Below are 13,083 nucleotides of genomic sequence, written 5' to 3'. Positions count from 1 at the left end.
TGCCGTGAGCATGTAGAAGACGCCGATCAGCACGACCGAGAAATAGGTGGCGCGCGGAATGGTGACCTTTGGGTCGCGGGCTTCCTCGGCATAGATCGTCGTCGCCTCGAAACCGATGAAGGCGGCGAAGCAGAACAGGATGGCGATGGCCGGCGAGCCGCTGACGATCTGGCTCCAGCTGAATGGCGCCGCCGACAGGCCGCTATCGCCGCCGGTCTTGAGGATGGCGATATCGAGGATCAGCACCACAAGATATTCGCACAGCACCAGCACCGTCAGGATCTTGGCGGAGAGGTCGACCTGCCGATAGCCGAGCACGGCGACCAGCGCGATGGCGATGAAGCTCCACACCCACCAGGGCAGGTTGATGCCCCAGCCGGCGAACAGGCCGGCGGTTGCGGCGCCCAGCAGGCCCATGACGCCGATCTGCATGGCGTTGTAGGACAGGATGGCGATCAGCGCCGTGGCGCCGCCGGCCATGCTGCCGAGGCCGCGTGCGGCATAGGCATAGAAGGCGCCGGCATTGCCGACATGGCGTGACATGGCGACATAGCCGACCGCGAACAAAAGCAGCAGCACGGTCACGATGAGATAGGTGCCGGCAAAGCCGGCGCCATTGCCCATCAGCATGCCAAGCGGCGTGCCGCCGGCGACTGCCGTGAGTGGGGCGGCCGCAGAAATCACCATGAAGGTGATGGCGCCGACGCCAAGACTGTTCTTGCGCAGCCTGTTGGCCGGCGCCTGTTCCGAGACTGCTGTCATTGATCCCTCCTGTTTGCAAACCCTTGAGTTCGCCGGCCGAATGGCCTGTCCCATGCACTCTGGCGGTTGGTTCATTATTTGAACCGTTATTTTGAATATAGACTTGCAAACAATGCTGATGCCTGTCAAGTTAATTCACACGTTAAATGATTGTCCCGAACGGGGAGGCAAATTTGAGTACGGTCGGAAAAGCGATCTCGCTTCTGGAGCTGTTCAACGTCGACGAGCCCGAGCTCGGCCTGTCCGATCTGGCGCGCCGCTCGGGCTTCGACAAGGCGACGACAAGGCGGCTGCTGGTAGCGCTGGCCGGCCGTGGTTTCGTCGAGCAGGATGCGGGTACGCGGCACTATCGCCTCGGCGCCGGGCTGTCGCGGCTGGCGCGCATCCGCGAGGCGCGCTTTCCCTTCCTGCAGACGGCCGTTCCGCTGGTGCGGGACCTGGCCGCATCGACGGCCGAGACCGTGCATTTGTCGGAATTCGGCGTCGACAGGCTGGTCACCGTCAACGTCGAGCATCCAGCATGGGCAAACCGGGTCAACATCGACATCGGTCAGTTGCTGCCTTTGCATTCGACCGCGTCGGGCATCGCCTATCTGGCCTTCGCCCGCGACGAGACCGTCAAGGCGTGCCTGACGGGTTCGCTCGATGCCTTCACGGCCCATACGCTGATCGAGCCGGCCGCCATCTCAAGATCCATGGGCGAGGCGCGCGAGCGCGGCTATTCGATCTGCGACCAGGGCTATGAGGAAGGTGTGATCAGCGTCGCGGCGGCAATCCGCGGGGCGGATGGCTTTGCGCTCGGCACCATCGCGGTGGCGGCGCCAAAGGCCAGAACGACGGCGGCCGCGATCACGGAGCGGGGACTTGCCGTGAGGGCGGCGGCACGGGAGATTTCCATGCGCCTCAACGGTGAAAACCTGCAAACCCTGAGGAGGCAGGCCTGATGCCCTCGGAGACAGCACCCCGCATCCTGGTCATCGGCACGGGCGACACAAAGGCCGAAGAGCTGTTGTTCATGAAACAGTGCATCGAGCAGTCGGGCGGCAGCGCCGTGATGATGGATGTCAGCGTGCTGGGCGACCCGCCCTACAGTCCGGACCACGATAAGCACGCCGTGGCGCGGGCGGTGGATGTGACGATCGCCGAGATCGTTTCGAGTGGTGACGAGAACACCGCCATGACGCTGATGGCCGGCGGCGCCGTGCAACTGGTGCGCAAGCTCCATCAAAACGGCGAGATTGACGCCTTCATCGCCATCGGCGGTTCGATGGGAACCGATCTGGCGCTCGACGTGGCGCTTTGCCTGCCGCTCGGCGTGCCGAAATTCGTCGTCTCGACCATCGCCTATTCGCACCTCATCCCACCCGAGCGCGTCGCGCCCGACCTGATGATGATCCTCTGGGCGGGCGGGCTGTACGGCCTCAACTCGATCTGCAGGCTGGTCCTGTCACAGGCCTGTGGTGCGGTCGTCGGCGCGGCGAAAATCGTGCTGGCGTCGCGCGTGTCGGCGCGGGCAACAGGCCCGACCATCGGCATGACCTCGCTCGGCAGCAGCTGCCTGCGCTACATGAAGACGCTGAAGCCGGCGCTGGAACAGCGCGGCTATGACGTTGCCGTCTTCCACACCACCGGAATGGGCGGCCGCGCCTTCGAATCGATTGCCGGCCAAGACCATTTCTGCGCGGTGTTCGACTTCAGCCTGCAGGAGATCACCAACCATCTCGCGGGCTCCGTCGTCAGTTCCGGCACCGACCGGCTGGAGAATGCCGGTGCCCGCGGCGTTCCGCAGATCGCAGCACCCGGCGCGGTCGACATGGTCGACCTGCCGACCTGGCAGGATTTGCCGGCTAAATTCTCGACGCGACCGTTTCATGCCCACAACAGGCTGATCGCTTCGATCACCGTCGATGCCGACGATCGCCGCCAGGTCGCCAGGACCATCGCCGCCAAGCTCGGTGCCGCCAGAGGCCGCTCCGCCTTCATCCTGCCGTCCCAGGGCATCCAGGAATGGGACGTGGAGGGCGAGCCGCTCTATGAGCCGGAAGCCCTGGCCGCCTTCACTGACGAAATGCGCAAGGTCATTCCCGCCGGCGTCGAGTTCCACGAGATCGACGCTCACATCAACAGCGACGACTTCGTCGGCAAGGCGCTCGAGATCTTCGACCGCTGGGTCGAGGAAGGCATCGTTCCGCGCGGCAAGCCGGCCGAGGGAGTGGCGGCGTGAGTGCTGTTCCCGTCCAGGCGCTTGTCCTCGATTTCGGCGGCGTCGTCACCCGCACGCTGTTCGAGACCCACGCCTTGACCGAACAGGCGCTCGGCCTCGCGCCGGGGACGCTGCAATGGCGCGGGCCGTTCGATCCGGGCAGCGATCCGCTGTGGCGCGCCATGCAGGCCGACGAGATCAGCGAGCGTGACTATTGGCGCACACGCACAAGCGAGGTCGGCCGTCTGGTGGGGGAGGACTGGCAGGCGATGGAGACCTTCGTCCGGCGCGCGCGAGGGGCCGAGCCGGAAAAGGTGGTGCGGCCGGAGGCTGACAGCACCATTCGCACGGTGCATGCCGCCGGTTTTCGACTGGCCATCCTGTCCAATGAACTCGACCTGTTCTACGGCGCCGACTTCCGCCAGCGGCTGCCGTTGCTCGGCCTGTTCGATGTTATCATCGACGCCACTTACACCGGCATCCTCAAGCCCGACCCGCGTGCCTATGCCTTCGTCACCGAGGCGCTTGGCCTGCCTGCCGGCGCTTGCGTCTTCGTCGACGACCAGCGGCGCAATGTCGATGGCGGCTGTGCTGCCGGCATGCGCACGGTGCATTTCGACGTCGCTCGCCCGGCTCATTCCTATGCCGAGGCGCTCGGCCATTTCGACCTCGTCCCAGTTGCCTGAGATTTTTGCGGAGTCCATTATGCGCGACATCAATTTTCTCACCGAAACCAACGCCAAGCCGATCTGGCATCCGATGGCGCATCCGGCCGAGATGCGGGCCAACCCGCCAAAGGTGATCATGAAAGGCGAGGGTGTGATGGTCACCGACATCGCCGGCAACACCGTGCTCGACGCCGTCGGCGGCCTGTGGAACGTCAATCTCGGCTACAGCTGCGAACCGATCAAGAAAGCGATCGCCGACCAGCTTGGCGCGCTGCCCTATTATTCCGGCTTTCGCGGCACCTCGACCGGCCCGTCGATCGAGCTCGCCTACGAACTCTGCGAATGGTTCGAGCCAGAAGGCATGGTGCGGACGTTTTTCACTTCGGGCGGCTCGGATTCGGTCGAAACGGCACTTCGGCTGGCGCGGCAGTACTGGAAGATCCGCGGCCAGGCCGACCGGACCAAGTTCCTGGCGCTGAAGAAAGGCTACCACGGCACGCATTTCGGTGGCGCGTCGGTCAACGGCAACGCCAATTTCCGCCGCAACTACGAGCCGCTGCTGCCGGGCGTCTTCCACATTCCTGCGCCCTGGACCTTCCGCAATCCGTTCGACGAGACCGACCCAGTGCGGCTGGCAAAACTCTGCGCCAGGGCGCTGGAGGACGAAATCGCCTTCCAGGGTGGCGACACCATCGCCGCTTTCATCATGGAGCCGGTTCTCGGCGCCGGCGGCGTCATCGTTCCGCATGAGAGCTTCATGCCGCTGGTGCGCGAAATCTGCGACCGCCACGAGATCCTGCTGATCGCCGACGAAGTGGTGACGGGCTTCGGCCGCACCGGCGCATGGTCGGGTTCGCGTCTGTCCGGTGTGAAGCCGGATTTCATGACCATCGCCAAGGCGATCACTTCGGGTTATTTCCCGCTCGGCGCCACTTTGATCGGCGCCAAGGTCGCCGATGTCTTCGAGGCCGACAAGACCAGCTTCGGCGCCATCGGCCATGGCTATACCTATTCCGGCCATCCTGTCGGCTGCGCCGCGGGTCTGGCGGCGCTTGCCGAGACCAAACGGCTGCGCCTGAACGAGAACGCGGCCGCGCGTGGTGTCGAACTCGCAGCCGTGCTGGAGGGGCTGAAGGCGAAGCATGCGATCGTCGGCGATGTCCGGTACAAGGGCCTGATGGCGGCGCTGGAGCTGGTCTCGGACCGCGCGACGAAAAAGCCCGCCGACAAGAAGACCATGGCATTGGTTTCGGAGGCGGCCTACGAGGCCGGCGTCATGCTGCGCGTCTCCGGTAACGCCATCATCCTGTCGCCGCCGCTTATCGTCAGCGCCGCGGATGTCGCGAGGATCGGCGAAGCATTGGATGCAGGCCTGTCGAAGGTCTGACGGTTATTGGAGAGAACGGAGTTTCGAGACGCAATGACTCAACCGCAAGAAGCGTTGGTTAGCCGGCGCTCGCGCCTGCTCGGTGCGAAATCGCAATTGTTCTATGACGAGCCCGTGCACCTGGTGCGCGGCGAAGGTGTCTGGCTCTACGATGCCGACGGCCGCAAATATCTCGACGCATACAACAACGTCGCCCATGTCGGCCACTGCCACCCCTATGTGGTCGAGGCCCTGTGCCGGCAGGCAAGCCTGCTCAACACCCACACGCGCTATCTTCACACCGCCATCCTCGACTATGTCGAGCGGCTGACCGCGACCTTCGATGCCAGCCTGTCGACCGCCATCCTGACCTGCACCGGCAGCGAGGCCAACGACATCGCGCTGCGCATGGCGCAGGCCGCCACCGGCCGCATGGGTATCATCGCCACCGACGCCACCTATCATGGCAACACCGCGGCGGTTTCGCAGCTCAGCACCCGCATGCCGCCGGTCGGCGGCCGCGCCCGCAATGTCAGGCTGGTGCCGGCGCCTGACAGCTATCGCCATCCGGCTGCGATGGCCAACGGCAAAGCCTTTGGCGACGCAGTGCGCGAAGCCATCGCCGCGCTGGCAAAGGACGGTATCGGCCTGTCCGGCATCATCCTTTGTCCGCTGCTCGCCAATGAAGGCTTTCCGACGCTCCCATCCGGCTTTTTCGACGACGCGATGCGCGCGGTGCGTGACGCCGGCGGACTGGTCATCGCCGACGAGGTGCAGCCTGGTTTCGGCCGCACCGGCAGTCATTTCTGGGGCCACCAGCGCGCAGGCTTCGTTCCCGACATCGTCACCATGGGCAAGCCGATGGGCAACGGCCATCCAATCGCCGCCGTGGTCACATCAAGGGAGATATTGGCGACCTTCCGCAACGCCTTCCGTTATTTCAACACCTTCGGCGGCAATCCGGTTTCCTGCGCGGTGGCCAATGCCGTTCTCGACGTCATCGAGCAGGAAGATCTCGTTGCCAACGCGCGTGACGTCGGCGCCTATGCACTCAACCTGCTGCGCCCGCTCGCCGATCGCCATGAATGTATCGGCGAGGTCAGGGGCGCTGGCCTGTTCTTCGGCGCCGAACTGGTTCACGACCGCAAGACGCGCGAACCGGCGCCCGACATTGCCGAGCAGGTCGCCAACCGGATGCGCCAGCGCGGCGTGCTGATGGGCAAGACCGGCATCCACGGCAATGTGTTGAAGATCCGCCCGCCAATGCCGTTCTCCCGCGACAATGCCGACTTCCTGATCGGCGTCCTCGAAGAAGTGCTTGGCGAAGTCGGCGGAGTGAAGGCGTGAGCGCAGTCTCCGCGCAATCCGAACCCGAGACGGCAGCCGACGTCACGGCGCTGGCCAGGCGCGCGCTCGCCCATTGGGGCATTGATGAGGGTGAGCCGGAGCTGCTGAAATTCCGCGAGAACGCGGTCTTCCGGATCCGTCTGCCCGATGGCCAGCCGGCCGCCATGCGCATTCACCGGTTTGGCTATCACACGGACGCCGCCCTGCGCTCGGAACTGCAATGGATGGGTTTTCTGCAATCGGCCGGCATCGCCACGCCATCTGCGGTCGCCACGCCGGCTGGCGATCTGTTCGTGCTTGTCAGCGCGAACGCCTCAATGCAACCCCGGCAAGTCGATTGCCTGAGCTGGCTGGAAGGCCGCGCCGTCGGCGCGCGAGGCGTGCCGCTGGATTTTACGCCCGAGCAGGCAAGACAGATCTTTACCGAGATCGGGCGAACCATCGCCCACATGCACAATGTCACAGCAGCCTGGACGCCTCCGTCCGGCTTTGCCCGCCATGCCTGGGATTTCGACGGCTTCTTCGGCGCGAACCCGAATTGGGGGCGTTTCGAGACCTCGCCCTTCCTCGACGGTCCTCGCCGGGAGCTGGTTTTGCGGGCGCGCGAAAAGGCCGTGCGCGCGCTATTGACGTATGAACGCAGTGCCCGCAATTTCGGCATCATCCACGCCGACCTGGTGCGCGAGAATGTGCTCGTCCATGATGGTGCGATCCGCATCATCGACTTCGACGATTGCGGCCATGGCTGGCACATGTACGACCTTGCCGTCGCGCTTTACCAGAACCGCGATGAGGCGATCTATCCGCTGATCGAGGACGCTTTGCTCAAGGGCTATCGGCAGGAGCGCGAACTGACGGCGCGCGACATCGCCGCGCTGCCGCTGTTTTCTGCCTTGCGGGCCTTCGCCTTCCTCGGCTGGGTGCAGAGCCGCGTCGAAGGCGACATCACCAGGGAGGTCGGCTTGCGCATGTCGGCCATCGCAGCCGATGTGGTGATTGCCTATCTGCATGGCGAATAAGGCCGATTGATAAGAACTGGCGGAACCGTCAGCCCTTCGCGAAATGGATGCTGACCGTGCCCGAACTGCCGAAATCGGCGACGATCGTGTCGCCGGGTCGCGCCTCGACCGGACGCACGAACGACCCGGAGAGAACGACCTCGCCGGCAGCGATCGACATGCCGTAGCGGGCGAGCCTGTCGGCCAGCCAGGCAATGCCCATCGCCGGATGGTTGAGCACGCCGGCGCCAAGCCCGGTCTCCTCGACCTCGGCATTGCGCGAAACGATGGCGCCGATCCAGCGCATGTCGGTCTCATCAGGCCGCTGCGGCCGGCCGCCGATGACGATGCCGGCATTGGCGGCATTGTCTGAAATGGTGTCGAAGAAGGTACGCGCCTTCTTCGTCTCCGCATTGACGCGCTCGATGCGCGTATCGAGGATTTCGAGCGCCGGCGTGATGTAGTCGGTGGCGTTGAACACGTCGAAGATCGTCACGCCGGGGCCTTTCAGCGGCGCCTTCATGACGAAGGCGATCTCGGCCTCGACGCGCGGCTGGATAAAGCGGCCGGCCGGAACCGACGCGCCGTCATTGAAGAACATGTCGTCGAACAGCACGCCCGAATCCGGCGTGTCGATGGCGAGCGCATATTGCATCGCCTTGGAGGTGAGGCCGATCTTCCAGCCCTTCGGCTTCAGCCCGGCATCGATCTTGCGCGTCACCAGCGCTGCCTGCACGCGATAGGCATCCTCCATCGTCGCCTCGGGAAAATCGAGGCTGAGCAGCCGGATCTGGCGGCGTGAACGCTCGGCCTCGAACAGCCGTGCCGCGGCGTCTTCCACTTGCTCCGGGGTCATGCTGCTTCCTCGTCGACGACGCTGTTGCGCAGCACGCCGATGCCGTCTGCCTCGACCTCGATGACGTCGCCCGGCTTCAGCCAGATCGGCGGCTCGAAGCGGGCGCCGGCGCCCGTCGGCGTGCCGGTGACGATGATGTCGCCCGGCACCAGCGTGGTGAAGGTCGAGACATAGGCGATAATCTTGCGAAACGAGAAGATCATCCGGCTGGTGCGGTCCTGCTGGCGGATTTCGCCATTGACGCGGGCGGTCAGCGCGATGTCGGCGATCTGCTCCGCGTCGGTGAACGGCACCAGCCAAGGGCCGATCGAGCCGCTGCGGTCGAAATTCTTGCCTTGCGTGACGTTGAACTTGGCATGCCGCACCCAGTCGCGGATGGTGCCTTCATTGCACAGCGACAATGCCGCAATATGGCTGAGCGCGTTGGCCTCGGCAATGCGCCGTCCCGCCTTGCCGATGACGATGACGATTTCGCCCTCATAATCGAGCTGCGGGGATTCCGGCGGCCGCACCAGCGGCGCGCCATGGCCGACGAAGGAGCGGGGAAAACGGACGAACAGCGACGGATTCGAGGGTGCTGCCTGGCCGTCCTTGTACTCCTCGTTGCGGTCCGGATAGTTGACGCCGACGCAGATGATCTTTTCCGGCGAAGGGATCGGAATTTCGTAGGCAATGGCGTCGAGCGGGAAATCGATCGGGAAGGCCTCGGCCTCTTCCGCCAGCCGCCGCAAGGCGCCGGCCTCGATCGCTTCCCGCAGCGTCGGCCACTGGCCGTGGCGCGCCGACAGGTTGATGACACCCTTGCTGGTGACCGCGCCATAGCGCGCCTTGCCGCCGACGGTGAAGGTGGCGAGCCGTGCGTGTTTCATGCTGCGGCTCCGGCAATGGTGGTGGGCGAGGATGGCGCTCTACGGCGCCCCCCTCTGTCCTGCCGGACATCTCCCCCACAAGGGGGGAGATCGGATGTCATCTCTGCCTTCGCCAATTTCCAACGCTGCAACAGAGGCGCTGACCATGGGCCTAGCCAATCTCCCCCCTTGAGGGGGAGATGTCCGGCAGGACAGAGGGGGGCGCCACGGAACGCTGACATCTCCAAAATCCCACTCACGGCGCAATGATCGGCGAAGCCGCCAAATCCGGCTGGCGCGCCTCCGCCCCGGCAAACGCACTGCCCTCCTCGAACCAGCTTTTCGGCGCCGGTGCGCCCCACAGCGTCTGGCGCTGCGGGTCCTTGAGGTCCCACTTGATCGGCTCCAGGTCCGGATCGACCGTCTGGTAGTCCGAACAGTAGATCTCGATACGGTGGTTGTCCGGGTCGCGGACATAGAGGAAGAAGGCGTTGGAGATGCCGTGCCGACCAGGGCCGCGTTCGATGTTCGGCAAATAGCCCGTGGTCGCCATCAGGTCGAGCAGGTCGATGATGTTGAGCGGCGTCGGCACCCAGAAGGCGACATGATGCAGGCGCGGGCCGATGCCGTTGGTGAACGCGATGTCGTGGACGCCGCCCTTGCGATGCGTCCAAGCTGCCCAAAGCTTCCCGGTTGCGGCATCCTCGGTGTATTCGGTGACGCGAAAACCGAGCTCGTTGTAGAAGGCGACGGACTCGTCGACATTGGGCGAGAAGCAGTTGAAGTGGTCGATGCGTAGCGGCTTGACGCCCTTGTAGAGCGCATATTTCTGATGGATCGGCGGCAGCCTTTCCATCTGGGCATAGAACTCCAGCGGAATCCCGTGCGGGTCGCGCGTCCGAAAAGTGCGCGACTGGTAGGGCCGCTCGACCCATTCCACCGGCAGGCCCTTGCCCTTGAAGAAATACTCGGCCTTATCGAGGTCCTCGTCCGAAAAGACCTTGAAGCCGAGGTCGCGCGCTTCCGGCGTCGTCGCCTTGCGCAGCACGATGCAGTGATGGCCACGTTCCTCCATGGCGCGCAGGTAGATGGCGCCTGATGTCTCGTCGGTAACCTGCAGGCCGAGCGTGTCGACATAGAAGGCGCGGGATTTGGCGAGGTCGGTGACAGCCAACTCGACATGGCTGAGGCGCACGATGTTGAAGGCGGGGTAGAGATTGGGTTTGGGCAAGGGCATCCGATTTCCTCCGGTCAGCCGCCGAGTTTCTGGATCGCGTGCGCCGTCGTCGCGAAGGCGACGTTCTTCGTCTCCATGTAGAAGTCGAAGGAATGGTCGCCGCCGTCGCGGCCGATGCCGGAATTCTTGACGCCGCCGAAGGGGGTCGGCAAATGCCGCACGTTCTCGGAGTTAACCCAGATCATGCCGGCCTCCAGCGCATCGGTGAAACGGAAGGCGCGGGTGACGTCAGAGGTCCAGAGATAGCCGGTCAGGCCGTATTGCGTGTCGTTGGCCAGCGCCAGCGCTTCCGCCTCGTCGTTGAACGCAATGGCGCTCAGCACCGGCCCGAAAATCTCCTCCTGCGCGATGCGCATGCCGTTGGTCACGTTGGTGAACAGGGTCGGGCCGACATAACAGCCGCCTCCCGGTCCATCGACCTTGCCGCCGCCGACGGCCAGCGTCGCCCCCTCCGACCTGCCGATGTCGATATAGGACAGCACCTTCTTTTCATGCACCGGATGGATCAGCGGCCCGGCCACCGTTTTCGGATCGAGCGGGTGGCCGACGACGATGCGCTTCGCCCTCTCCGCGACTTTGGCGGTGAAGCTTTCATAGATCGAGGCTTCGACCAGAAGCCGCGACGACGAGGTGCAGCGCTCGCCATTCAGCGAATAGATCATGAATACGGCGGCGTCGGCGGCGCGCTCGAGATCGGCGTCGGCAAAGACGATCACAGGGTTCTTGCCGCCAAGCTCGAAATGCACGCGCTTCAGCGTGCCGGCGCCTTGCTTCATGATCATCGAACCGGTGCGGCTTTCGCCGACAAAACCGATCGCCCTGATGTCGGGATGCTCGGTCAGCGCCTTGCCGGCGTCTTCACCAAGGCCGTTGACCAGGTTCCATACGCCTTTCGGCAGGCCGGCCTCCTCGGCGATCTCGACCAGCAGGCGGGCGGTCAGCGGCGAGAATTCAGCCGGCTTATGAACCACGGTGCAGCCGGCCGCCAGCGCTGGCGCAATCTTCCACGTCGACAGCATGAACGGTGTGTTCCACGGCGTGATGATGCCGACCGGGCCGATCGGAACGCGCGTCGTCATATTGACCTGGCCTGTCGTACGCAGCGTCTCGCCGTCGCGCGCTTCGGGCGCGCGGTCGGCGAAGAAACGGAAATTCTCGGCACCGCGCAGCGCTGCCTTGGCCATGAACTTCAGCGCCTGGCCGGTATCCATGCATTCGACAAAAGCGATCTCCTCGGCGCGCGCTTCGATTGCGTCGGCGATTTTGTGCAGCAGCTTCTTGCGTGCCTCGCCAGGCATGGCTGCCCAGGCTGGGAACGCCGCCTTCGCCGCCTTGGCGGCGCGGTCGATGTCGGCGGCCCCGCCGCGCGCGACGCTTGCCAGCGGCTTGAGGTCGACCGGCGACAGCGTTTCGAACGTCGCGCCATCGAGGGCCGGCACCGCCTCGCCGCCGATCTGGTTCAAAACGCCATCGCGCTTGAAGCGGGCCAGATAGGCCTCGGCCTTTTTCAGATTGCCTTGCAGGTCGGACATGTCGGGTTCCGTCACTTGCCGCGCAGCCGCGGGTGGATTGCGTTTTTCTTCCAGCTGAGCACCGGGTCGATTTCCCGGATTTCGAGCGACAGGGCGAAATGCGGGGTCTCGAACAGGGTGGCAAGGTATTCGCTCACCGCCGCGAAGACAGCCTCGCCGGTCCGCTTCTTCTCGTCCGGGCTGCGGCCGGTGCCGATGCGAAACGACATGTCGAGAAAAGCGTTTTCCGGCAGGCTGTCGGCCATCGCGTAGGCCTCGGCGCGAAAGGCCCGCACCCGCACGGCGCCGGTCTCGAACAGCCCGGTGTCCAGCACTGTGCGCAACACCAGCGCGCACAATTCGTCCATATCGACCTTGGCATCGAGATTGGCCGAATACTCGATGGAGAAGTGAGGCACGGCGCTTCGTTTCCCTGGGTTATTGCTTTGTTGTAGTTAACGCGTTAATTACATGCCGCATCCGCGAAGTCAAGTCTTGCATCGGCCTTGGCGCAACGATACGGGATGGCAGGAACGGGCCCCGGCTGGCGGATTCGGCCGAGGGAAGGCCTGTTTCGATCGCAAGCGTGGGAGGCTCTTTTTTGCTGCCTGAAAATACCCGTCGTTCCCTGCCGATGGCGCTGCTTCATGCCCGCGAAGCGGTGATGGCGCGGTTTCGGCCGATGCTTGCGGCGCATGACGTGACCGAACAGCAATGGCGCGTGCTGCGTGTGCTCAGCGAAGCCGGCCCGGTCGAGGCGACGGAACTTGCCGATCGCGCCTCGGTTTTGCCGCCCAGCCTGACGCGCATCATCAAGGCGCTCGAGGGACGCAAATTCATCACCCGCAACAAGGCCGAAGGCGACGGCCGCCGCGTCGTGCTGACCATTGCGCCTGCCGGCTCCGCCCTGATCGACGCCCTGTCGCCCGAGCGTCGCGTCATCTATGACGACATCGAACAGCGTTTTGGGCATGAGAAGCTGGAGCAGCTCCTCGACCTCTTGGAGAGCTTGATCGACGGCGAGAGCTGAGCGGTCGGTCCTGGCCGTTTCGTCCAGGCTCACCCGCCAAAGCTGCCCAACCGTGTCGGCTGCGTATAATTCCGGTCGACATAGAGCAGGGCCGAGCCGCCGCTGCCGTGCCGGACATCGATGACGCGGCCGATCATGACATTGTGCGTGCCGACGACATGCACGGTCTCGATCTCGCAATCGAAGTTGACGATCGCATCCGACAGCGCCGGCGTGCCGGAGGTCAGCGTCTGCCAGCGCGCCGAGGCGTAGCGCGC

The 13,083-nt window shown here is 64.5% G+C and carries 14 protein-coding genes; 7 read left to right on the top strand and 7 right to left on the bottom strand.

The window, feature by feature from the left end:
* The coding region (locus tag EN969_RS03550; protein ID WP_164758140.1) for an APC family permease at window positions 1-762 on the bottom strand (762 nt) is incomplete at its 3' end.
* 173 nt (window positions 763-935) lie between these two features.
* Here EN969_RS03550 and EN969_RS03545 point away from each other — a divergent pair.
* The 6 genes from EN969_RS03545 to EN969_RS03520 are packed head-to-tail and all read left to right on the top strand — an operon-like array spanning window position 936 to window position 7,365.
* Window positions 936-1,706, top strand: a complete 771-nt coding sequence (locus tag EN969_RS03545; protein WP_063169692.1) for an IclR family transcriptional regulator — start codon at window positions 936-938, stop codon at window positions 1,704-1,706.
* Entirely contained in the window at window positions 1,706-2,986 is a 1,281-nt protein-coding gene (locus EN969_RS03540) for a Tm-1-like ATP-binding domain-containing protein (protein WP_063169693.1), read from the top strand. The genes EN969_RS03545 and EN969_RS03540 overlap by 1 nt, the downstream gene beginning before the upstream one ends.
* Window positions 2,983-3,651: an HAD-IA family hydrolase gene (locus tag EN969_RS03535; protein ID WP_063169694.1), complete on the top strand. Its 669-nt coding sequence runs from the start codon at window positions 2,983-2,985 to the stop codon at window positions 3,649-3,651. The genes EN969_RS03540 and EN969_RS03535 overlap by 4 nt, the downstream gene beginning before the upstream one ends.
* Window positions 3,652-3,670: 19 nt before the next feature.
* Window positions 3,671-5,020 (top strand): aminotransferase class III-fold pyridoxal phosphate-dependent enzyme, encoded by a 1,350-nt coding sequence (locus EN969_RS03530; protein ID WP_063169695.1) that lies wholly within the window; start codon window positions 3,671-3,673, stop codon window positions 5,018-5,020.
* Between the two features lie 33 nt (window positions 5,021-5,053).
* The gene (locus tag EN969_RS03525; RefSeq protein ID WP_063169696.1) at window positions 5,054-6,346 is read left to right on the top strand and encodes an aminotransferase class III-fold pyridoxal phosphate-dependent enzyme; all 1,293 of its coding nucleotides are present in this window, start codon (window positions 5,054-5,056) and stop codon (window positions 6,344-6,346) included.
* The gene (locus tag EN969_RS03520; RefSeq protein WP_063169697.1) at window positions 6,343-7,365 is read left to right on the top strand and encodes a phosphotransferase; all 1,023 of its coding nucleotides are present in this window, start codon (window positions 6,343-6,345) and stop codon (window positions 7,363-7,365) included. The genes EN969_RS03525 and EN969_RS03520 overlap by 4 nt, the downstream gene beginning before the upstream one ends.
* A gap of 28 nt (window positions 7,366-7,393) precedes the next feature.
* Here EN969_RS03520 and hpaH read toward each other — a convergent pair whose 3' ends face one another.
* The 5 genes from hpaH to EN969_RS03490 form a co-directional block, all read right to left on the bottom strand.
* Complete coding sequence (gene hpaH / locus EN969_RS03515; RefSeq protein WP_063169698.1) at window positions 7,394-8,200, bottom strand: 2-oxo-hept-4-ene-1,7-dioate hydratase; 807 nt, start codon at window positions 8,198-8,200, stop codon at window positions 7,394-7,396.
* Window positions 8,197-9,069: a fumarylacetoacetate hydrolase family protein gene (locus EN969_RS03510; protein ID WP_063169699.1), complete on the bottom strand. Its 873-nt coding sequence runs from the start codon at window positions 9,067-9,069 to the stop codon at window positions 8,197-8,199. The genes hpaH and EN969_RS03510 overlap by 4 nt, the downstream gene beginning before the upstream one ends.
* A gap of 235 nt (window positions 9,070-9,304) precedes the next feature.
* Entirely contained in the window at window positions 9,305-10,285 is a 981-nt protein-coding gene (hpaD, locus tag EN969_RS03500; protein ID WP_063169700.1) for a 3,4-dihydroxyphenylacetate 2,3-dioxygenase, read from the bottom strand.
* A gap of 14 nt (window positions 10,286-10,299) precedes the next feature.
* A complete protein-coding gene (gene hpaE, locus EN969_RS03495; protein WP_063170418.1) occupies window positions 10,300-11,817 on the bottom strand; it encodes a 5-carboxymethyl-2-hydroxymuconate semialdehyde dehydrogenase in 1,518 nt (505 codons plus the stop codon).
* An 11-nt stretch (window positions 11,818-11,828) separates the two neighbouring features.
* Window positions 11,829-12,215 carry a 5-carboxymethyl-2-hydroxymuconate Delta-isomerase gene (locus tag EN969_RS03490; protein WP_013528543.1) on the bottom strand — a complete coding sequence of 129 codons (387 nt, stop codon included), beginning with the start codon at window positions 12,213-12,215 and terminating at the stop codon, window positions 11,829-11,831.
* Window positions 12,216-12,430: 215 nt separating this feature from the next.
* Between EN969_RS03490 and hpaR the strand changes: the two genes are divergently transcribed.
* Complete coding sequence (gene hpaR, locus EN969_RS03485) at window positions 12,431-12,826, top strand: homoprotocatechuate degradation operon regulator HpaR (protein WP_224620863.1); 396 nt, start codon at window positions 12,431-12,433, stop codon at window positions 12,824-12,826.
* Window positions 12,827-12,855: 29 nt separating this feature from the next.
* Here hpaR and EN969_RS03480 read toward each other — a convergent pair.
* Window positions 12,856-13,083, bottom strand: a 228-nt coding sequence (locus EN969_RS03480) for a flavin reductase family protein (protein ID WP_206525130.1), incomplete at its 5' end; no start/stop codon positions are given.

It is taken from the genome of Mesorhizobium sp. M7A.F.Ca.CA.003.01.2.1, from assembly GCF_003998945.1.
GTDB classification, from domain to species: domain Bacteria; phylum Pseudomonadota; class Alphaproteobacteria; order Rhizobiales; family Rhizobiaceae; genus Mesorhizobium; species Mesorhizobium ciceri.
Note: the sequence above shows the minus strand (reverse complement) of the source record. Positions and strands in the feature narration are given on the sequence as shown.